Here is a 21,239-nt window from a genome sequence, read left to right on the forward strand (position 1 = left end):
GTCGATTTGGCGAGAATGGACCTTGGGATCAGGCCAATTCAAGCCCCTTCTTGCGTTGAAGCTGCTCGCGGTCCCGCCGGGCGGCGCTCCCGGAACGGATAGCGGCAGCGATGAAGATCACCCGGCTCGAAAGCTTCTCGACGCAGGACGTCGGCTTCGTCCGCGCTACATGCGAGGATGGCAGCCAGGGCTGGGGCCAGTTCTCGCCCTATAATGCCGACATCACCGCGACCGTCTTCCACCGGCAGGTCGCGCGCTGGGCAGTCGGCGAAAATGCCTTCGCCATCGACGAGCTGATTGCGACGATCGGCGAGCGCGAGCACAAATTCCCCGGCTCCTATCTCTGCCGCGCCATGACCGGGCTCGACACGGCTTTGTGGGACCTGCGCGGCCGGATCGAGCGCAAGAGCGTCTGCGAATTGCTCGGCGGCACGCCGCGGCCCTTCCCGGTCTATGCCTCCAGCATGAAGCGCGGCGAGATCACGCCCGAAGCCGAGGCCGAGCGCTTCCAGCGCCTGCGCGACGCCCACGGCTACCGCGCCTTCAAGTTCCGGGTCGGGCGCGAATGCGGCCGCGACATCGACGAGTGGCCGGGTCGGACGGAGGCGATCGTTCCGCAGATCAGGCGCGCGCTCGGCACTGACGCGACGCTGCTCGTCGACGGCAACAGCGCCTATTCGCCGGCCAAGGCCATCGCGGTCGGCCGGATGCTGCAGGATCACGGCATCGTCCATTTCGAGGAGCCCTGCCCCTATTGGGAACATGCATGGACGCGCGAGGTTCGCGAGGCGCTCGATCTCGACGTCACCGGCGGCGAGCAGGACTGCGACCTTGCCGTCTGGCGCGCCATGATCGACGGCCGGGTGGTCGACGTGGTGCAGCCGGACGTCTGCTATATCGGCGGCGTCGGGCGCATGCTGAAGGTCGCGCGCTGGGCGCAGGCCGCAGGCCTCCCGGTGACGCCGCATTCGGCCAACCAGTCGCTGGTGACGGTGTTCACGCTGCACATCATGGGCGCGCTCGCCAATGCGGGACCTTATGTCGAATTCTCGATCGAAGGGCCGGATTACTACCCGTGGGAGCAGGGCCTGCTGCGCAACCCCCCGCAGGCGCGGGACGGCATGGTCGCGATCCCCGATAGCCCGGGCTGGGGCGTCGAGATCGAGCCGTCCTGGCTCGACAAGGCCGCCTACCAGGTCACGGAGATCGGCGCGTGACCGCGGACCGCGCCGAACTCGTCGCCGAAGCCCTGAGGACGGGGACGCTGGCCGGCCTGCCGGGTGGGCATTTCATCGACGGGCGCTTCGTCGAGTCCGTCTCCGGGCGGCGGATGGAGAGCTTCGATCCCGGCCAGGGCAAGGCTTTCGCAACGGTCGCAGCCGGCGACGGCGCCGATATCGACCGCGCGGTCGCCGCCGCCCGCGCTGCGCTTTCCGGCCCATGGTCGCGTCTGGGCCCGGCCGCGCGCGGCGAGATCCTGATGCGGGCGAGCCGCCTGATCGCCGAACGCGCTGCCCGTTTCGCCGTGGTCGAGACCCTCGATTCCGGCAAGCGTCTCGCGGAAGCGGAGGGCGATGTCGCCGGCGTCGTGAAAGCCTTCGCCTATTATGCCGGCGCCGCCGACAAGCTGCATGGCGACAGCATGCCGCTCGGCCCCGACCATATCGGATTGACGATCGAGGAGCCGGTCGGCGTCGCAGCCCAGATCGTGCCTTGGAATTATCCGCTTTCGACGGCGGCGCGTGGCATCGCCCCCGCGCTCGCGGCCGGCTGCACGCTCGTGGTCAAGCCGGCCGAGCAGACGCCCTTCACCACACTGATGCTGGCGGAATTGCTTGAGGAGGCCGGGCTGCCCGCAGGCGTGCTCAATGTCGTCGCCGGCACCGGCGTCGAGGCAGGCGCGGCACTCGTCGCCCATCCCGGCATCGACCACATCACCTTCACCGGCTCGGTCGCGACCGGGCAGCGCGTGATGCGGGCCGCGGCGGAGCATGTCACCCGGCTCGTCCTGGAACTCGGCGGCAAATCGCCCCTTGTCGTGCTCGCCGATTGCGATCTCGACGCGGCCATCACCGGGATCATGGAAGCGATCTTCGAGAATGCAGGCCAGATCTGCTCGGCCGGCTCGCGCCTGATCGTCGAGGAAGCGATCGCTGCGCCCTTGCTTGATCGCCTCGTCGCGAGCGCGCAGGGCTTGCGGCCGGGCCATGGCCTGAGCGAGGCCGGGATCGGGCCGATCAATTCTCCGGCGCAGTTGGCGCGGGTCGCCGGCCATGTCGACCGCGCCCGTGCCGCCGCCAACCGCATTCTCACTGGTGGCGCGATCGTGCCGCCCGAGGATTGTGGCGGCGGCTGGTTCTACCAGCCGACCATCGTGCTCGCTGATGGCCCGGACGATCCGCTGGTGCAGGAGGAGATCTTCGGGCCGGTGCTGACGGTGCAGGTCGTCCCCGATTTCGAGGCGGCCCTCGCGGCGGCGAACGCGACGTCCTATGCGCTGGTCGCCGGCATCTATACCCGCGATCACGCAAAAGCCTGGCGCTTCGCTCGGGCCGTCGATGCGGGGCAGGTCTATATCAACGAGTTCTTCGCCGGTGGCATCGCGATGCCCTTCGGCGGCAACCGGAAATCCGGCTTCGGCCGCGCCAAGGGCATGGCGGGCTTGCGCTCCTACTGCAAGCTCAAGAGTGTGGTGGCGCGGATCTGATCCGGGGGGATGACGAGACGATGCCGAGCGATCTGTTCGCCAGTGATTTCAAGGCCGCGCCCTATTGGTGGGACGCGGTGCCCCGGCCCGACCTGCCGCGCAGCGATCCGCCACAGCAGGCCGAGGTCGTCGTCGTCGGCTCCGGCTATACCGGCTTGCAGGCGGCGCTCCAGACGGCGCGCGGCGGGCGCCATACCGTCATCCTCGATGCCGAGGCGGCGGGCTTTGGCTGCAGCACCCGCAATGGCGGCCAGATATCGACCAGCGTGAAGCCGGGCTTCGATGAGCTCGCCCGCCGCCATGGCCGTGAGCGCGCCTTCGCGATCATGCAGGAAGGCCGGAACTCGCTGCGCTACATCGGCGATTTCGTCCGCGACGAGCAGATCGACTGCGATTTCGGCGTCGTCGGCCGCTTCCACGCCGCGCATGCTCCGGGCAGATACGAGGAGCTGGCCCGCAGTGTCGGGACCCAGCCGAAAGGGCTGGAGGTTGCCTGCCATGTCGTGCCGCGCTCCGAGCAGCGCAACGAGATCGGCTCCGATCTCTATCATGGCGGCGTCGTCTACGAGAGCCATGCCTCGATCAACCCGGCCCGCTACCATCACGGGCTGTTGCAGCGCGTAGTCGCGGCCGGCGCCGAACTCGTGCCGCATTGCCCGGCGGCGGGCATCGAGCGCATCGGGCAGGATTTCCTGGTCCAGACGCCGCGCGGCACGATCCGCACCCGCGACGTCGTTATCGCCACCAACGGCTATACCGGGCCGTTGACCGGCTGGCTGCGCCGCCGCGTCATCCCGATCGGCAGCTATGTCATCGCGACCGAGGCGCTGGAGCCGGAACTGGTCGACAGGCTGATCCCGAAGAACCGCATCGTCAGCGACACCCGCAAGGTGGTCTATTACTACCGCGCCTCGCCTGATCGCCGGCGCATCCTGTTCGGTGGTCGCGTCTCGCTCAGCGAGACCGATCCGCGCCGCAGCGGGCCCTTGCTCCATGCCGCGATGAGCCGGATATTCCCGGAACTCGCCCATCGCAAGATCAGCCATTCCTGGTGCGGTCTTGTCGCCTACAGCTTCGACGAGCTGATGCATATCGGCCGGCATGAAGGCATGCATTACGCCATGGGCTATTGCGGCTCGGGCGTCGGCATGGCGAGCTATCTCGGCATGCGCCTCGGCCAGCAGGTACTGGGTCTCGCGGAAGGCAAGACCGCCTTCGACGGTTTGCCCTTTGAGACGCGGCCCTTCTACAGCGGCAATCCCTGGTTCCTCGCGCCGTCGGTCCTCTACTACAGCTGGCGCGATCGTTTGGCGCGCTAAGCCATCGGATTGGCTACCTCGAATTCTCAGAGTGGACCTTATGGCCAGACCAATTTCGCCGGACCCTGCATGAGGCGAGACGTGCGGACGCCGCTGATCGGCCAACCGCGCGCTCATCTTTGGGGAACGCAATGTTCAAACGGGAGAACAGACACATGCCGCGCCAGCCGATGATGCCGACGAGAACGGCCCTAGCCCTCGTCATGGGCCTTGGCCTGTTGAGCGCTGCGCCCGCCTGGGCGCAGGAACTGACCGTCGTCTCCTTCGGCGGCTCCTATCAGGAGGGCCAGAGCAAGGCGCTCTTCCAGCCCGCCGCCAAGGCTTTGGGCATCAAGATCAAGGAGGAGACCTATACCAGCATCGCGGACCTGCGCCTCAAGGTGAAGGCCGGCGCCGTGACCTGGGACGTGGTCGCCAGCGGCTCTGGCAGCGCCGCCCGCGCCGGCGCCGAAGGCATCCTCGAGAAGCTCGACTACAAGGTGATCGACACCTCGAACTTCCTGCCCGGCACGGCGCAGGATTATTGCGTCGGTGGTGACGTGTTCTCGACCGTGCTGGCCTGGAACACCAAGACCTACGGTCAGAACGGGCCGCAGAGCTGGGCCGATTTCTGGGACGTGAAGAAATTCCCCGGCAAGCGCTCCTACCGCAAGGGCGTGGCCGGCGCGCTGGAGCCGGCGCTGATGGCGGATGGCGTGCCCGCCGACAAGGTCTATGAGGTCCTGTCCCAGCCCGGCGGCATCGAGCGCGCGATCAAGAAGATCCGCGAATTGAAGCCGCATATCGCGGTTTGGTGGAGCTCGGGCGCGCAGCATGCCCAGCTGATGAAGGACGGCGAGGTCGACATGATCACCGGCTGGAACGGCCGCTTCGACGTCGCTGCCAAGGACGGCGCCAAGGTCGCCTATACCTTCAATCAGGGCCTGCTCGACTATGATTGCTTCGCGATCGCCAAGGGCGCGCCGAACAAGGATCTGGCGATGAAGTTCCTCGCCGAGGTCAGCAAGCCGCAATACCAAGCCGAATTCACGAAATACATCACCTACGGCCCGACCAACAAGAAGGCCTATGAGGGCGGCGCGATCGATGCGGCCTTTGCCAAGACCCTGCCGTCCCATCCCGACAATGCCGCCAAGCAGCTGACGATCGACCTGGACTGGTACATCAAGTTCGAGGCCCAGGCCTCTTCCGCCTACCAGAACATGCTGACCGAATGAGGCTGGCCGGCGATCACGAGCGGCCGCGCGATGCGGCCGCTTCGGCCTCGGGTTCCGCGACGGCCTTGCCCATCGCGGTCCGGCGGCTGAGCAAGGCTTATGGGGCGGTTCCCGTGCTGGACGAGATCGATCTCGACGTCCGGCCGGGCGAGTTCCTGACCCTGCTCGGCCCCTCCGGCTCGGGCAAGACGACGCTGCTGATGGCGATCGCCGGCTTCCTGCGGCCCGACAAGGGCTCGATCCGCTTCGGCGAGCGCGAGGTCGTTCGCCTCGCGCCGCATAAGCGCGAGATCGGCATGGTGTTCCAGAACTACGCGCTGTTCCCGCATATGGATGTCGCCGGTAATGTCGGTTTCCCCTTGCGGCTGCGGCGCGTGCCAGCAGTCGAGGCCGCCCGGCGCGTCGAGGCGGCGCTTGAGATGTTCCAGCTCGGCGGCTTTGGCCGCCGCCGCATCGACCAGTTGTCCGGCGGCCAGCGCCAGCGCGTCGCGCTCGCCCGCGCCATCGTCTTCGAGCCGCGCATCATCCTGATGGACGAGCCGCTCTCGGCGCTGGACAAGCAGCTGCGCGAGCGCATGCAGATCGAACTGCGCCAGCTTCACGAGCGGCTGGGTACCACCACCGTCTATGTCACGCATGACCAGCGCGAAGCGCTGACCATGTCGGATCGCGTCGCCATCCTAGATCGCGGCCGCATCGCCCGGATCGATACGCCGCGCGCGATCTATGACGATCCCGGCAGCCGCTTCGTCGCCGAGTTCATCGGCGAATCCTCCTTCCTCGACGTCGCGGTGGTCGATGGCATCGCCCGCGCCGCCGGCACGACCATCCGCGCCGAGAACCTGCCGACACGACAGGGGCGCTGCACGATGGTGCTGCGGCCGGAGCGCCTGCATCTGCTCGGGCCGGGCGAAGGCGAGGGCATGAACTGCTTCGACGGCCGCGTCACCGGCGCGGTCTACCAAGGCGACACGCTGCTCCTTCAGGCTGTCCTGAACGGTGGCAGCCCAGTTGCGCTGCGCCTGACGACGCGCGGCGGCGAGGGCCCGTCGCCTGCACCGGGGACGCCGGTCCGCATCGGCATCGCGGTGTCCGATACGGTGCTGCTGCCCGACGAGACGAAGGGCGAGCCGTGACGACCGCGAGCGCCTTCGATCCAGCCGGAACGGCCGGGGACGACCACGCCGCCGGCCTGAGGCGCGACCAGTGGCGCGAGCGCATGGGGCTGGCAGGGCTTGCGGCGCCGGCGCTTCTGCTCGTCACCGTCACGATGCTCGTGCCTGTCGGCTGGCTCTTCGGCCTGTCCTTCCTCGACGACAATGGCGCGCTGAGCCTCGAGCATTACCGGCGCATGCTGGCCGAGCCCTCCTACGGCCGGACTTTCCGCACCACTTTCGAGATCAGCTTCGTCACCACGCTGATCTGCATCCTGCTCGGCTATCCCCTGGCCTATTTCCTGTCGCAACTGCCGCGGCGGGCCGCCAATCTCTGCATGATCGCGGTGCTTCTGCCATTCTGGACCTCGCTGCTGGTGCGCACCTATGCCTGGCTGGTGCTGCTTCAGCGCAGCGGGCTGATCAACACATGGGGCATGAAGCTCGGCCTGTGGAGCGAGCCCTTGCAGCTCGTCCACAACATGGGCGGCACGCTGATCGGCATGGTCCATATCATGCTGCCCTTCATGGTGCTGCCGCTCTACGGCACGATGCGCGCGATCGACCGCAACCTGCTGCGCGCCGCCGCCAGCCTCGGCTCGACGCCGGTCCACGGCTTCTGGACGGTGTTCTTCCCGCTCTCGCTGCCGGGGCTCGCCGCCGGCGCCTCGCTCGTCTTCGTGCTCTGTCTCGGCTTCTACGTGACGCCGGCCATGCTCGGCGGCGGCAAGGTGACGATGGTCTCGAACCGTATCGCCAACGATATCGAGCTCTTCTTCAACTGGGGCGCGGCGAGCGCGCTTGGCGTCGTGCTTCTGGTGATCACGTTGGTCGTGCTGGTGCTGGCGGCGCGATTGTCGCGCGGCGCCGGCCTGTTCGGGGCGGGGCATTGAGATGAGCTGGCTCGATCGTCCCGCCAGCGACACGCAGATCAGCCATGGCGCGCGGCTCTGGCTCTACGGGGTCGGCGTGCTGGTGCTGGCCTTCCTGGCCATACCGACGCTGATCGTCATCCCGATGTCCTTCTCCCAGTCGCAATATCTGGAATTCCCGCCGCGGGAGTGGTCGCTGCGCTGGTACGAGGCCTATTTCTCCTCGTCGAGCTGGATGGCGGCGACCGCGACCTCGTTCAAAGCGGGTTTCTGCACGGCGCTACTGGCGACGCCGATGGGCACGCTCGCGGCCTATGGCCTGCATGCCGCGCGGCTGCGCTTCGCGGGGCTCGCGATCCTCGCCCTGCTGACGCCGACGATCGTGCCGGTCATCCTCGTCGGCATCGCGCTGTTCTACGCCTATGTGCAGCTCAAGATGGTCAATTCCTTCCTCGGCATCGTGCTGGCGCATACGATGCTGGCCGTGCCGATCGTGATGATGATCGTCGGCTCGGCCCTGAAGAGCTTCGATCTCGATCAGGAGCGTGTCGCGCGCAGCCTCGGCGCGACGCGGACGCAGGCCTTCCTGCAGGTGACGGCGCCGCAGATCGGCTTCGCTCTCGTCACCTCGGCGGTTTTGTCCTTCCTGACCTCCTTCGACGAGGTCGTGGTCGCGCTCTTCGTCTCCGGCGGCGACAACGCGACGCTTACGCGGATGATGTTCCTGGCACTGCGCGACCAGATCGATCCGACCATCGCGGCGATCTCGACGATCATGATCGTGATCACGTCGCTGCTGCTGGCGGTGTCGCAGCTCTTCGGCAAAAGCGAGAGCTGACAGGTCGCAGGCCATCAACAAAACGCCGGCCGTGGGAACGGCCGGCGTCGTGGATAGCCCGCTGGAACCCTGGGTCTACTTCTTCGGCTCGGACGCAGGCGCCGGCTGCGCAGGCGGTTTGCTAGCCCCGCCCACGGACGAGGCCAATAGCGCCTGCGTCGGATCGGCGCCCTCGAAGCCGGCCTGCTTCAGGATCTCGTCGAGGATGGGCTTCTGGGCGGTGAAGCTCAGGAGTTGGCTCGACAGGTCCCCGATTGCGCCGCCCGGCTGGTCGCCGCCGCCTCCGCCATTCATGGCACCGACGAGATTGCCGGCGCTGAAGATGCGGATGTCCGAGATCTTCTCGATCGGCTTCATCGCCTGCGCCAGCGCCGCCGGCACGATATCGACGCGGGCCTTGTTCAGCTCGAACTCGATGATCGCCGGCGACAGGGCGTTGCGGGCCTCGTTCTTGGCCCGCTCGGCACGCGCCTGCGCCTCGCCGAGCTCGATCACGCCGGTGGCGCGGATCTTGGCAGCCTGGGCCTCGGCCTCCGCCTCGATCTTGGTCGCCGCGGCGAGGTTTTCCGCCGCCTGGCGCTCGGCCTCGGCCTTGACGGTGAGCGCCGTCGCTTCCTGTTCTGCGATACGGCGCGCATCGAGCACGGCGATGCGCTTGGCGCGCTCGGCGATCTCGACCTCGCGGGCCGTCGTCACCTGTTCCTCGGCAGTGATGGCGGCGGCCTTCGCCTCGTCGGCGCGGGCACGGGCGGCCTGCTCCTCCTCGGTCTTCTGGGCGACCGCGATCGCGGCCTCGATGCGGGCGGTCTCGGTGATCTTGCGGGCTTCCGCCTCGCGCTCGGCGATGCCGCGCTCGGCGGCGATGCGGGCGGATTCGCGCGCCTGCCGCGTCTCGGAATCGCGTTCGGCGATGCCGCGCTCGGCTTCGAGGCGCGCCGTCTCTTCGCTGAGGCGGGCGAGCTGCTCGGCCTTGGCGGCTTCCGCGCGGGTCTCCGCCGTCTTGTTGGCGATGTCGCGCTCCTGGCTGAGCTCGGCGTCGCGCTGCTCGCGCTCGATCGTCAGGCGCCGCAGCGAGGCCTCGCGGTCCTTGGTGGCGATCTCGACCTCGTTGTCGCGCACGATCTGGTTGCGCTCGCGCTTGCGCTCCTCGGTGATCTTGGTGAGCGCGGTCAGGCCTTCGGCATCGAATGTGTTGTTCGGGTTGAAATGCTTGATGTCGGTCTGGTCGAGCCGCGTCAGCGAGACCGATTCCAGCTCCAGGCCGTTGGACTGCAGATCATGCGCGACCGCCGCTTGCACCGATTTCACGAACTCGGCGCGCTGCTCCTGCAGGTCGCGCAGCGACATGGTGGCGGCGACCGAGCGCAGGCCGTCGACGAACTTGGCCTCGACCAGCGCCTTCAGCGCGTCGGCATCGTTGGTGCGGTCGCCCAGCGTCTGCGCGGCGAGCGCGATGTTTTCGGCATCCGGCTTCACCCGGACATAGAATTCGGCGGTGATGTCCGCCCGCATCCGGTCCTTGGTGATGAGGGACTCGTTCTCGGCGCGCTTCACTTCGAGGCGCAATGTGCTGAGCGAGACCCAGGAATAGGAATGGAAGATCGGCAGGATGACCGAGCCGCCGTCGAGCACGACCTTCTTGCCGCCGAGACCGGTGCGGACATAGGCCTTGTCGCGCGTCGCCCGCGTGTAGAGCGACGTCATGATGATGCCGATCACCACGATGGCGACCAGAATGCTGGCGGCGATGATGCCGAGCGTGAAGAAATCCATGTCTCAGACCCCCGTTGAAGCGCTGCCTGCGACGCTGTCCGGCGCGGGAATGGCCTCGAACAGGCCGTCCGCTCCATCGACGATCAGCACCAGCGCGCCCGTTGCCATCAGATGTCCCGGCGCCGCCCTGGCGCGCAGGATGTGAACATTGTCGTAGCGGTCCTTGACCCGGACCGCGCCGGGATGGCCCTGGTCGAGCGGGCCGATCGTGACGGTGCCGATCAGGCCGATGAACTCGGACTGGCTCAGCGCGTTGGTCTCGTCGCGCGGGATGATCCGGGCGATGCCGCGGCTCGCCCAGCGCGTCGAAGGGAGCGCCGCCAGGAAGGCAGCCGGCACGGCGATCAGGAGCGGCAGCGGCCCGAAGAATCCGCGCGGCGAGGCTCTGCAGCATGAAGCCGAAGACCGCGAAGGCGGTGAGCAGGATTACCGCCAGCACGAGGATCGGCACGCCGCCGGCATTGAGCCAGGACATCCAGCCGCCGAGCAGGCCGGCTTCGTGGTCGCCCGGCCCGTGATGGCCGAGCCCGTCATCGAGCAGGCCGGAGGCCGAGGCGCCGATCAGGACCGAGACCAGCTCGATCAGGCCGAGCCCGGCCACGACCATCAGCGCCACCCAGAAGGGCGCGGTGCCCGGCTGGATGATGTCGCTCATCAGCGCTGGCCTTCCCGGAAGGCCCTGAGCCTGGCCTCGATCGCATCCTCGCGCTGGATACGGCCGAGCTCCTCGACCTCGGCTGCGCCGGTCATCGGCTTGGGCGGGACGCCGGTGACGCGCTCGACGGCGGAGAGCGCCGCGGCCAAGCGCTGGTCGTTGCGCTGCGAAGGGGTAGCCGGGTCGCTTGCTGCAACCGCGCGCTCGGCGCGCTTGGCGTCGTCGAGCCGCTTCATCGCATCGGCGCGGGCCGAGGCGATGCTGCGCAATGTCGCTTCCGTCTCGGTGATCTCGCCGGCATTCTCCGCGACTGCCTTGGCGAGCGCGGTGCGCTGCGCTTCCAGATCGATCTGGACGCCGGTGGCGGCGCGGGCGAGGTCCTCGCGGCCCTTCTCCAGCCCCGTCTTGATCTTCTGGTCGAGGTCGCGGATCTCCTCGTCGAGATCGGCGGCTTTGGCCTTGAGGCGGTGGCCGGCAGCGACGGCGACGCCGAGCGCGGCCCGCGCTTCCTCGGCGATCTTCTCGATCTCGCGCACGGCCTGCTGGGCGACGGCGATGGTGTTGGCGCCCTCCGCTGCATCGACCGCATTGTTGACGACGCCGGCGATCACGCGGCCGAGGCGGGCAAGGATTCCTTCGTTGGACATCGTGCTCTCCCTGTATGTGTGAATTCCGGCCTGGACAGCGACGAGGACGCTGATCGTCGATCCCTGGAAGGACAGACGCGCCTCGGCAAAGTCGTTCCAGCCGCCGCGATAGCCATCCACCGAATAGGGGACGACAATCCGCCCGGTGATGGTGGCGATGCTGATGCTGTCCGGGCCCTTGATGGCGAAAAGCTTGGAATCGAGCGGGATCTCGACGGCAGGCTCACCCGCCTGCTGCCGGCTGTGGTCGCGCAAGGCCAAGGTCGCCATGCGCGAGGGCAGGCCGGTCTGCGCCCGGATTTCCTCATAGGCTTCCTCGTGCAGCGCGACGAGATTGGCGCCCGTCGTGCCGTCGAGAATGGCCATGGCCTGCCGGTAGGCAGCGAGGGTGGCGATCAGCGCCTCGCGCTCCTCGTCGCTGGGCGCCAGCAGAAGCGCCATCGTGGTTTGAGGCTTCTTGACCATGCGAAGAATGTAAAGCACTTCATTGGTGCTTTCAAGAGCTTGGCGCAGTTTGTCGCCGCAGGTTTCATTCCGGGTTCTACGCTGCGCTATGTCCCGGAATGATAAAGATGGCTCGGCTCAGAACGATCTCGCCATTGTCCAGGCCGCCTCAGCCGCCAGCAGCGAGACCGCGGCAGGCCAATCGCACCAGCCCCTCGATCTGGCGGTCGAGCTCGCGGCGCGGCACGGCGATCAGCTTCTCCTCCAGCCCGATCGCGACGACGCCATGGACGGCCGAGAACAGCGTCCTGCCGAGCAGGTTCCTGTCCTCCTCGCTGTGCTCCGGCACCAGCGTAACCAATGGTTCGAGGATATGCCGGAACATCGTCATCTGCTCGGAGACGGCCCAGTCGGGCACCACCGCACCCTCGGCCATGCGGTGCTCGAACAGGACGCGCCAGAGCTGCAGGTTGTCGCGGGCAAAGGCGGAGTAGGCGAGGGCGACCGCAACGAGTGCCTCGGTGGCCTCTGCCTGCGAGGAGGCAGGCTTTGGCGCGGCGCTCAGCGTCGCGTCGAGCCGGGCGAGCGTGCGTGAGCCGACCCGCAGGACAAGCTCGTCCATATCCGCCACGAGATTGTAGATCGCGCCGAGCGAGCAGCCGATCTCCAACGCGAGTTCGCGCGCCTTCAGGCCCGTCAGGCCCTTCTCGGCAATGGCTCGTTCCGCCGCTTCGATCAGTTGCTCGCGTTGCCGGTCCCGTCGGGCCGCAGTGGTGCTCATGTCTTCGCTTTCGCCATGGTCGCTTCATGTTGTCTTGAACGATGTTCAAAATATGTCTTGAACGTCGTTCAAAGATAGGCTATCCACTCTCTCGTGAACGATGTTCATAGCAGGGGAAGGCCAATGCTCAAGATGTTTCTCACCTTCGTTCGCGGCGGTGCCGCCATCGCCGAGGAACGCTTCGCCGATCGCAATGCGCTTCTTATCCTCGACCAGCAGATGCGCGATGCCGCCGCCGCTTTCGATCGGGCCAAGAAGGCGCTGGCGATCGCGATCGCGCAGGACCGGCAGGAGACCGAGCGCCTCGCCGCCGGCAATGCTCGCATCGCCGATCTGGAAACCCGCGTCGCGGGAGCACTCGCGGCCGGCGACGAAAGCCTTGCCCGCGAAGGTGCCGAGGCGACTGCTACTCTGGAGGCTGATCGCGATGCCGCGTCGAGCGCGCAGGCGCTGTTCGCGGCGGAGATCCTCCGCCTGCGCCGCCATGTCGCCCAGGCCCAGGCGCGCATCGCCGAGCTCGACCGCGGCCGGCGCCTCGCCCGCGGTTCGGAGGCCGTGCGCCAGATGCGGCAGGGCCGGATCGAGCCCGGTCCCGTCCATGAGGCGACGCTGGCCGAGGCGGAGCAGACGCTGAAGCGGCTGCGCGAGCGTCAGGTCGAGGCGGAAGCTGCCGAAACCGCGCTCGACGAACTCGATGGTGCGGCCGCGGCCTCCGTCACCGAGAAGCTCGCCGCCAGGGGCTTCGGCCCACGGCTGCGGACGACGGCTGAGGACGTGCTCGAGCGCCTGCGCAGCCGCGCCGTGGCGCCCGCCAACTGAGCCAACGACGACCGCATTTCAAACCGGGAGATCGTCATCATGAACCAGAACGTACAGCCTCATAGCGGTGCCTGGGTGAGCTTCACCTACGCCTCCTTCTTCGCCGCCGCCGTGATGGTCGGCTCGGGCATCATGTTCCTGCCGCTGGACTGGTGGGCGAAGGGTTATCTCGCCATGGGCTGCGTCATGCTCGTCCAGTCCTGCATCACCATGACCAAGACGGTGCGCGACGTGCACGAGGCCGCCAGGCTGGTGAACCGCATCGAGGATGCCCGCACCGAGCGCCTGCTGATGGATGCCGGCAAGCCGGCTCTGTGAGCTTTGCTGCCATGCCGGCAAGCCGCGCTTAACCGCAAATCGAGATCGGCCGGCGCAGGCAAGAGTTGCTTAGCCCGGCCGATGCAACCTCACCGTCCTTTTCCGTGAGCCCGCCATGATCGACACCTTGATGCTGAAGCGGCGCTTCGCGCCGCTGTTCTGGGCGCAGTTCTTCTCCGCGTTCAACGACAATTTCCTCAAGAACGCCCTCGTCTTCATCATCCTCTACCGGCTGACCGGTTCGCATGGCGAGGCGCTGGTGACCCTGGCGGGCGGGCTCTTCATCCTGCCCTTCTTCCTGCTCTCCGGCATCGGCGGGCAGATGGCCGACCGCTTCGACAAGGCGATGATGGCCCAGCGCCTGAAGCTCGCCGAGATCGGGGCGGCCGGCGTCGCGGCGCTCGGCTTCACGCTCCATTCCGTGCCGATGCTCTTCGCCGCGCTCTTCCTGTTCGGCGTCATCGCGGCCCTGTTCGGGCCGATCAAATACGGCATCCTGCCGGATCACCTGAAGCGCGAGGAATTGCCCGCCGGCAACGCGCTGATCGAGGGCGCGACCTTCATCGCGATCCTGCTCGGCACCATCGCCGGCGGCCTGACAGCGCGCGAAGGCGGCGATGCCGCGCAGCTCAGCCTGCTGATCATGGTCTTCGCGCTCGCCTGCTGGGTCGCGACGCTCTTCATCCCGAAGACCGGAGCGGCCGCGCCCGATCTCGCGATCGACCGCAACATCCTGCGCTCGACCCGCGATCTGCTGATAGACCTCTGGGCCGATGCCCGGCTCTGGCGCACCGGCGTCATGGTCTCGTTCTTCTGGTTGATCGGCGCCGTCGTGATGGCGCTGCTGCCCGCGCTGGTGAAGAACGGCATGGGCGGTACCGAGATGGTCGTCTCGGCCTATCTCGCCACCTTCGCCATCGCCATCGCCATCGGTTCCGGCATCGGCTCCTTCCTGGCAAGCGGGCGCATCGTGCTCCTGCCCGTGCCGGTTGCCGGCATCGTGATGGGCCTGTTCGCGCTCGATCTCGGCTGGGCGGTCTCCGGTATCATTGCGCATCAGCCGGCGCAGGACCTCGACGCCTTCTTCGCCACTTCGTCCGCCTGGCGCGTCGGCATCGACCTCGCCGGCCTCGCCATCGCCGGCGGCATCTTCATCGTGCCGTCCTTCGCGGCGACCCAGGCCTGGGCGCCGGCCGAGAAGCGCGCCCGCATCGTTGCCGCCGTCAACGTGCTCTCGGCCGCCTTCATGGTCGTCGGCGCGGCGGTCGTCGCCCTGCTGCAGGCCGCCGGCCTGACGCTCAGCCACCTCTTCGTGCTGATCGGCGCCATGACCATCGCGGCTTCGATCTGGATCTTCCGGACGCTGCCCACCAATCCGCTCAGCGATTTCCTCTCGATCCTGTTCCGCGCCTTCTACCGCGTCGAGGTCACCGGCCGCGAGAACATCGCCAAGGCCGGCAACAACGCCATCATCGCGCTGAACCACGTCTCCTTTCTCGATGCGGCGCTGGCGCTGTCGATCCTCGACAAGGAGCCGGTCTTCGCCATCGACCACGGCATCGCGCAGCGCTGGTGGGTGAAGCCCTTCCTGAAGCTGACGCGGGCCATGCCGCTCGATCCCTCGCGCCCGCTGGCGACGCGCTCGCTGATCAACGCGGTCAAGAGCGGCGAGAGCCTGGTGATCTTCCCGGAAGGGCGCCTCACCGTCACCGGCAGCCTGATGAAGGTCTATGACGGCGTCGGCATGATCGCCGAGAAATCGGGCGTGCCGATCGTCCCCGTCCGCATCGAGGGGCTGGAGGCGACGATCTTTTCGCGCCTGACCCGCGAGCAGGTCCGCCGGCGCTGGTTCCCCAAGGTGCACGTCACCGTGCTCGATCCGGTCTCGCTCACCGTGCCCGACGAATTGAAGGGCAAGCCGCGCCGCCAGGCGGCGGGCGCGGCGCTCTACCAGATCATGTCGGACCTGATCTTCAAGACCACCGATATCGACCGCAGCGTCTTCGAGGCCGTGGCGGAAGCCGCCAAGCGCAACGGTGAGGGCCGCATCGCGGTCGAGGATCCGATCACGGGCACGCTGACCTACAAGCGCCTGCTGATCGGCGCCGAGGTGCTCGGCCGCAAGCTGATGCCGCTGGCGGCCAGGGGCGAGGCGATCGGCGTGATGCTGCCCAACGCCAATGGCGCGGCGGTGACGCTGCTCGGCCTGATGTCGGCGGCACGCGTCCCGGCGATGATCAATTTCACCGCCGGCGCCGGCAACATCGCCGCCGCTTGCAAGGCGGCTGAAGTGAAGACCATCGTCACCTCGCGCGCCTTCGTCGAGAAGGGCCGGATGGGGCCGCTGATCGAGGCGCTCTCGGCCGAGGTGAAGATCGTCTATCTCGAAGACGTCCGCGCCACCGTCTCGACCGGCGACAAGCTCTGGGCGCTCTGGCGCCATGGCCAGGCGATCGAGCCCGCGAAGGGCTCGGACCGCGCGGCGATCCTGTTCACCTCGGGCTCGGAGGGCGCGCCCAAGGGCGTCGTGCTCAGCCATTCCAACATGCTGGCCAATGCGGCGCAGGCGGCGGCCCGGATCGATTTCGGCCGGCGCGACAAGGTCTTCAACGTGCTACCGGTCTTCCACTCCTTCGGCCTGACGGCGGGGCTGATCCTGCCGCTGGTCTCCGGCGTTCCGGTCTATCTCTATCCCTCGCCGCTGCATTACCGGATGGTGCCGGAGCTGGTCTACGGCTCGAACGCGACGATCCTGTTCGGCACCGACACCTTCCTCACCGGCTATGCCCGCGCCGCACATCCCTACGATTTGCGCTCGCTGCGCTATATCGTGGCCGGCGCCGAGCCGGTGAAGGACACGACGCGGCGCACCTATGCCGAGAAATTCGGCCTGCGCATCCTCGAAGGCTATGGCGTCACGGAGACCGCGCCGGTGCTGGCGCTGAACACGCCGATGTTCAACCGCTTCGGCACGGTCGGCCGGATCATGCCGGGCATGGAAGCCAGGCTCGAGCCGATGCCGGGCGTCGAGGAAGGCGGCCGCCTGCATGTCCGCGGCCCCAACATCATGCTGGGCTATCTCAAGTCGGAGAATCCCGGCGTGCTCGAACCGCCGCCCGAAGGCTGGCACGACACCGGCGACATCGTCGCGATCGACAAGGACGGTTTCGTCACGATCAAGGGCCGGGCCAAGCGCTTCGCCAAGATCGCGGGCGAAATGGTCTCCCTCGCGGCGGTCGAGGCGCTCGCCGCCGAATGCTGGCCGGGCGTGCTCTCGGGCGTGGCGAGCCTCCCCGATGCCCGCAAGGGCGAGCGGCTGGTGCTGGTGACGCAGCAGAAGGACGCGACCCGCGCCGCCTTCCAGGCCTTCGCCAAGGGCAGGGGCGCGGCGGACCTGATGATCCCGGCCGAGGTCGTGGTGGTGCCCGCCGTGCCGGTGCTCGGCTCCGGCAAGCTCGACTTCGCCGGCATCGCCAGGCTGGTCAAGGAGCGGGCCGCGTCGCCCGCGCCGGTGGAGGCCTGATGCTCGGCTTCTGGCTGAAGGCACTGACGCGGCCGACGCTGGACCTGACGCTGACCACCGCGCCAGGCCAGCAGACCCGCATCATCGAGCGGCCCGGCGCCGTGCTCGACGATGCGGAGCTCGCCGCGCTGGTCGAGCAGTTGCGCAGGGTTGCCGGGCGGACGCTGGCGCAGGGCGCGCTGACCTATGGTGTCTTCTCCGGCGAGCGCGAGCGCCTGAGCCAGAGCATCATCACCCTGATCAGCGAGACGGCGACCGGCCGGCCGATCGCCTTCAATGCGCTCGCCCAGATGCCGCTCACCTTGAATGGCGAGCCCGAGCCGGTCACGCATCTCGGCCTCGTCATGGTCGATCCCGAGGTGCGCGGCCGCGGCCTGTCATGGGTGCTTTATGGCCTGACCGTGCTGGTGCTGTTCGTGCGCGGCGGCCTGCGCCCGCGCTGGATCTCGAACGTCACGCAGGTGCCAAGCGTCGTCGGCATGGTCTGCGAGACCTTCTCCGAGGTCTATCCCTCGCCCGATCCGGGCAGCCGCCAGAGCTTCGCGCATCTGACGCTCGCCCGGCAGATCATGCGCGATCACCGTCACGTCTTCGGCGTCGGCCCCGAAGCCGGCTTCGACGAAAGCAATTCGATCATCACCGACGCCTATACCGGCGGCTCCGACGATCTGAAGAAGAGCTTCGAGCAGGCGACGCATCACCGCGAGGAGCGTTACAACACCTTCTGCTGCGACAAGCTCGATTACGGCCGCGGCGACGACGTGCTCCAGCTCGGTCGCATGGACCTCGCCGCGGCACGGCGCTACCTGCTCGGCCAGGTACCCCGCGCCTCGCTGCCGGGATTGCTCGGAGCCTCGGCCTTCCTCATGGTGCAGCGCCTGCTGCTGCCGCTGGTACACTGGCTCGACGACACCCGGCGCTTCGGCACATTGCGCCCGCGCCCAGCGAGGTCGAAACCATGATCCCCGGCTTCAGCTACGAGCTTTTCGCCACCCGCAATATCGGCTTCGTCTCGGAAGCCGAGCAGGCGCGGCTTCGGCAAGCGACGGTCTTCGTCTGCGGCGTCGGCGGCATGGGCGGCGCGGCCTTCATGGCGCTGGTCCGGGCCGGGATCGGCCGTTTCGTCATCGCCGATATCGACGTCTTCGAAATCTCCAACCTGAACCGGCAGGTTTTCGCCCATGCCGGCACGATCGGCCGGCCGAAGGCGGAAGCCGCGGCCGAGGCCGCGCGCGCCATCAACCCGGGGATCGAGATCAAGGTGCTCGGCGCCGAATGGGTCGAACGCCTGCCCGAGATCGCCGGGCGCTGCCCGGTCATCGTCAACGGCATGGACGATATCGCCGCCGGCCTGCATCTCTACCGCACGGCCAAGACGGCAGGCGCGACCGTCATCGACGCCTATATGGCGCCATTGCCCTCGGTGATCGTGGTGCGCCCCGACGATCCGCGCCCGGAGGAGCGAATGGGCTTCCCGACGCTCGGCAAGGATTGGCGGGCGCTGTCCGAAGAGGACAAGCGCGCCGCCATGCTCTGCGAGGTCACGCATGTCATGCTGCATTCGCGCTCGCGCCATCATGTCGATCTCGCGATTGCCGGCGAGGTCGCAGCCGGCCGGCGCAGCCGCATGTCCTTCGCGCCGATGGTGATCACCACGGGTATGATGATGGCCTATGAGGCGATCGCGCTCACGTTGGGCCGACCGACCGGCACCGATTGCCGCGGCTGGTTCTTCAACCCCTACCGTCCTGCAGTGGAGCGGCCCTGGCCGGCCCCGGTCGCGGCGCTGCTGAAGCCCTTCGTGGCGCGGGCTCTGGCGAAGATGGTGGCCGGGCCATGACCGGCGGCTTCGCCAATCCCGGCCTGGTGGCGGATTCGATCGTCGATCTCTGCGGCGCGCTCGGTCTCGCCGTTGCCATGGTGGCCTTGCGCCGCCGCGATCCGCGCGGCGCGCTGGCACGGCGCTTCCTCGTCGCGATGGGGCTGGTCGCCGCGCTCTTCCTCCTGCGGGCGCTGGGCTGGTGGAGCGGCAGCGTGTTGCTCGGACGCCTCGCCCTCGCTTGCGCCGCGCTGTTTCCGCTTGGCGCGCTGATCGTCACCGAGGGCATGCTGCGCCGGCATGCGCCGCGGCCGGGCAAGATCGCAGTGCTTGCCGGCTCGCTCCTGCTGGTTCTCGCCAGCCTTCTCGGCCTCGACGATTCCGGTCAGATCTATGATCTGGCGCTGGCCGCCTTTCAGCTCCTGACGCTTGCGTTCTGCGGCATCCTGCTCTTCCGCCGCGATCAGTCCTCCCTGAGCGCGTCGGAGAATGCCGGCGTCTGGCGGCTCGGGCTCTGCGCCTTCCTGATCCTGCCCTTCGCGCTCAGCGATTTCCGCGAGTTGCTGCCGGGCATGCCGGTCAGGCTTGGCGGTGTCGGCGCCTTGCTGCTGGTTTCGATCCTGCTGGTGACCGGAGGGGCTGCACCGGCTCGTCGGCAGCGATTTGCAATGCTCAGCCTGCGCGTTGCGGCCGGGCTGCTGCTCGGCTTCGCGGCAGCGCTGGTCACGCCCGATGCCGGCCTCGCTCATATCGCCCGGCTCTGTGCTGTGGCGCTTGCCGGCGTGCTCGCCATCGCGCTGGCGGTCGACGCATTATCGAGTTCTTTCGACGCGGAGGCGCCCGGCGTGCTCGACTCGCTCGCCCGCTCCAAGGCAGGCACGCGCGAGGCCCTGATCGCGCAGCTCGCCGCCCATCCGCTCTTCACCAGCGCGCGCCGGCTCGATGAAGCCGCGCTCTCCGATTACGACCCCCTGATCCTGCGACCGGCCTTGCAGGGCATCGGCGTGCTCCACGCGTCAGGCCGTGGCTGGCCCTGGCCGCCGACCGCTGCGGCCGCCGAGCGATTGGCCGCGCTGATGGCTGTGAATTCCGCGAGCCACCTGCTCGTGCTCGGCGAGGCGCCGCTCGATTTGCTTCTGGTGACGGTGCCGGTGGTCTCGGCCGATCCCGCGACCGAGACGGCGCTGGCCCTGGTGCGCCGTCTGCTCGCCACCGCACCCAGCGAGGCTGCCGCATGATCGAGATCCGCAGCAGCGACCGCAAGGCGGCTTTCGCTGTCATCGCAAATGCCTATCCGGCCGACAGCACCTATGTCCCGCCGATGTGGTCCGATTTCGACCGCATGCTCGATCCGGCGCGCAATCCGCTGATGACGCAGGGCCACGGCCGCTTCGAGCTGTTCACGGCGCTGCGCGACGGGCGGCCGCTCGGGCGCATCGTCGCGACGATCCATGACGCCTCCAACGCCCGGCACGGCACGAGGCGTGCGCAGTTCGGCTATTTCGACTGCGCCGATGATCCCGAGATCGCTGCGGCTTTGCTTCGTGCGGCGGAGAATTGGGCGCGCGAGCGCGGCATGGCCGAGCTCGTGGGGAACTTCAATCTCACCGCGATGCAGCAGGCCGGTGTCGTGACCGGCGGCTTCGACAATGCGCCCTTCACCGACATGCTCTGGAGCCCGCCGCATATCGCGCGCCTGCTCGAAGCGAACGGCTATGCTGCGACCTTCCCGATGACGACCTTCCGGATCGATCTCGCCGATATCGATCCGCGCGGCCTGCTCGGCCCGAAGCAGCAGGGAATCCTGGCCGACCCGGATTATCGCTGGATGCCGATCGACCGCCGCCATTTCGCCGAGCGGCTCGAAGACTCGCGACGGATCCTCAATGACGGCTTCGACACCAACCCGATGTTTGTCCCCCCGACGGCCGAGGAATACCGCTTCCAGGCCGGCGACATGATGTGGGTCATCGACAAGCGCATCTCCACCGTCGTCCATCACAAGGGCGAGCCGGTCGGCGCGATCATCGCGATCCCCGATCTCAACCCGCTGGTGAAGGCTACGGGCGGGCGGATGGGCCTGAGCTTCCCCTTCCGCTTCCTGCGACATCGCTGGACGAACCGGCGCGCGGTGATCGTCTACCAGTCGGTCAGTCGCGCCTTCCATAATCGCGGCCTCAACGGCGCGATGCTGTTCAAGGTCGCGAGCGCGCTCAAGGCTGCCGGCTATGCCGAACTCGGCGGCACCTGGATCGCCGATGTCAACGGGCCGAGCCTGCGGCAGGCCGAGAAGGCCGGCGCCAAGCCGCTGCATCGCCTGCATCTTTTCGCAAAACCCCTGCGGGATTGAGCG

At 67.9% G+C, this 21,239-nt stretch carries 18 protein-coding genes and 1 pseudogene; 14 read left to right on the top strand and 5 right to left on the bottom strand.

All coding sequences use genetic code 11. The features are described from left to right. Positions 1-110 precede the first annotated feature (110 nt). The 7 genes from ACFJGT_RS00615 (at position 111) to ACFJGT_RS00645 (ending at position 8,107) form a co-directional block, all read left to right on the top strand. Positions 111-1,217 (top strand): mandelate racemase/muconate lactonizing enzyme family protein, encoded by a 1,107-nt coding sequence (locus ACFJGT_RS00615; RefSeq protein WP_377844783.1) that lies wholly within the window; start codon positions 111-113, stop codon positions 1,215-1,217. Continuing rightward, a complete protein-coding gene (locus ACFJGT_RS00620; protein ID WP_377844785.1) occupies positions 1,214-2,707 on the top strand; it encodes an aldehyde dehydrogenase family protein in 1,494 nt (497 codons plus the stop codon). The genes ACFJGT_RS00615 and ACFJGT_RS00620 overlap by 4 nt, the downstream gene beginning before the upstream one ends. Before the next feature lie 20 nt (positions 2,708-2,727). Then, positions 2,728-4,026: an NAD(P)/FAD-dependent oxidoreductase gene (locus tag ACFJGT_RS00625; RefSeq protein WP_377844787.1), complete on the top strand. Its 1,299-nt coding sequence runs from the start codon at positions 2,728-2,730 to the stop codon at positions 4,024-4,026. 155 nt (positions 4,027-4,181) lie between these two features. Next, positions 4,182-5,243 (top strand): ABC transporter substrate-binding protein, encoded by a 1,062-nt coding sequence (locus ACFJGT_RS00630; RefSeq protein ID WP_377844789.1) that lies wholly within the window; start codon positions 4,182-4,184, stop codon positions 5,241-5,243. Beyond that, on the top strand, positions 5,240-6,379 hold the full coding sequence (locus ACFJGT_RS00635) for an ABC transporter ATP-binding protein (protein WP_377844792.1): 1,140 nt from the start codon (positions 5,240-5,242) through the stop codon (positions 6,377-6,379). The genes ACFJGT_RS00630 and ACFJGT_RS00635 overlap by 4 nt, the downstream gene beginning before the upstream one ends. Beyond that, a complete protein-coding gene (locus tag ACFJGT_RS00640; RefSeq protein WP_377844794.1) occupies positions 6,376-7,290 on the top strand; it encodes an ABC transporter permease in 915 nt (304 codons plus the stop codon). The genes ACFJGT_RS00635 and ACFJGT_RS00640 overlap by 4 nt, the downstream gene beginning before the upstream one ends. 1 nt (position 7,291) lies before the next feature. Next, entirely contained in the window at positions 7,292-8,107 is an 816-nt protein-coding gene (locus tag ACFJGT_RS00645) for an ABC transporter permease (RefSeq protein WP_377844796.1), read from the top strand. 75 nt (positions 8,108-8,182) lie between these two features. Here ACFJGT_RS00645 and ACFJGT_RS00650 read toward each other — a convergent pair whose 3' ends face one another. The 5 genes and pseudogenes from ACFJGT_RS00650 to ACFJGT_RS00670 all read right to left on the bottom strand — a co-directional run bounded on the left by ACFJGT_RS00650 (position 8,183) and on the right by ACFJGT_RS00670 (position 12,407). Continuing rightward, positions 8,183-9,880, bottom strand: coding sequence for a flotillin family protein (locus ACFJGT_RS00650; RefSeq protein WP_377844798.1), 1,698 nt, complete (start codon positions 9,878-9,880; stop codon positions 8,183-8,185). Between the two features lie 3 nt (positions 9,881-9,883). Next, entirely contained in the window at positions 9,884-10,219 is a 336-nt protein-coding gene (locus tag ACFJGT_RS00655) for an OB-fold-containig protein (RefSeq protein ID WP_377844800.1), read from the bottom strand. A 34-nt stretch (positions 10,220-10,253) separates the two neighbouring features. Continuing rightward, positions 10,254-10,535: pseudogene (locus tag ACFJGT_RS00660) on the bottom strand (hypothetical protein); the annotation flags it as partial. Then, positions 10,535-11,623 carry a PspA/IM30 family protein gene (locus ACFJGT_RS00665; RefSeq protein ID WP_377844802.1) on the bottom strand — a complete coding sequence of 363 codons (1,089 nt, stop codon included), beginning with the start codon at positions 11,621-11,623 and terminating at the stop codon, positions 10,535-10,537. The pseudogene ACFJGT_RS00660 and the gene ACFJGT_RS00665, both read right to left, overlap by 1 nt. 172 nt (positions 11,624-11,795) lie before the next feature. Next, positions 11,796-12,407, bottom strand: a complete 612-nt coding sequence (locus ACFJGT_RS00670; protein WP_377844804.1) for a TetR/AcrR family transcriptional regulator — start codon at positions 12,405-12,407, stop codon at positions 11,796-11,798. A gap of 123 nt (positions 12,408-12,530) precedes the next feature. Between ACFJGT_RS00670 and ACFJGT_RS00675 the strand changes: the two genes are divergently transcribed. The 7 genes from ACFJGT_RS00675 to ACFJGT_RS00705 all read left to right on the top strand — a co-directional run bounded on the left by ACFJGT_RS00675 (position 12,531) and on the right by ACFJGT_RS00705 (position 21,236). Next, the gene (locus ACFJGT_RS00675; protein ID WP_377844806.1) at positions 12,531-13,226 is read left to right on the top strand and encodes a PspA/IM30 family protein; all 696 of its coding nucleotides are present in this window, start codon (positions 12,531-12,533) and stop codon (positions 13,224-13,226) included. 39 nt (positions 13,227-13,265) lie between these two features. Then, positions 13,266-13,544 (top strand): YiaA/YiaB family inner membrane protein, encoded by a 279-nt coding sequence (locus tag ACFJGT_RS00680; protein ID WP_199091902.1) that lies wholly within the window; start codon positions 13,266-13,268, stop codon positions 13,542-13,544. Between the two features lie 115 nt (positions 13,545-13,659). Then, on the top strand, positions 13,660-17,067 hold the full coding sequence (locus ACFJGT_RS00685) for an acyl-[ACP]--phospholipid O-acyltransferase (RefSeq protein WP_377844809.1): 3,408 nt from the start codon (positions 13,660-13,662) through the stop codon (positions 17,065-17,067). Next, positions 17,067-18,029 (top strand): hypothetical protein, encoded by a 963-nt coding sequence (locus ACFJGT_RS00690; RefSeq protein ID WP_377844811.1) that lies wholly within the window; start codon positions 17,067-17,069, stop codon positions 18,027-18,029. Before ACFJGT_RS00685 ends, ACFJGT_RS00690 begins: the two co-directional genes overlap by 1 nt. Continuing rightward, complete coding sequence (locus ACFJGT_RS00695; RefSeq protein WP_377844813.1) at positions 18,026-18,907, top strand: ThiF family adenylyltransferase; 882 nt, start codon at positions 18,026-18,028, stop codon at positions 18,905-18,907. Before ACFJGT_RS00690 ends, ACFJGT_RS00695 begins: the two co-directional genes overlap by 4 nt. Next, positions 18,904-20,124 carry a hypothetical protein gene (locus ACFJGT_RS00700; protein WP_377844815.1) on the top strand — a complete coding sequence of 407 codons (1,221 nt, stop codon included), beginning with the start codon at positions 18,904-18,906 and terminating at the stop codon, positions 20,122-20,124. Before ACFJGT_RS00695 ends, ACFJGT_RS00700 begins: the two co-directional genes overlap by 4 nt. Then, the gene (locus tag ACFJGT_RS00705; RefSeq protein ID WP_377844817.1) at positions 20,121-21,236 is read left to right on the top strand and encodes a GNAT family N-acetyltransferase; all 1,116 of its coding nucleotides are present in this window, start codon (positions 20,121-20,123) and stop codon (positions 21,234-21,236) included. The genes ACFJGT_RS00700 and ACFJGT_RS00705 overlap by 4 nt, the downstream gene beginning before the upstream one ends. Positions 21,237-21,239 lie beyond the last annotated feature (3 nt).

It is taken from the genome of Allobosea sp. UC22_33 (genome assembly GCF_042700715.1).
In the GTDB taxonomy this organism is placed as follows: domain Bacteria; phylum Pseudomonadota; class Alphaproteobacteria; order Rhizobiales; family Beijerinckiaceae; genus Allobosea.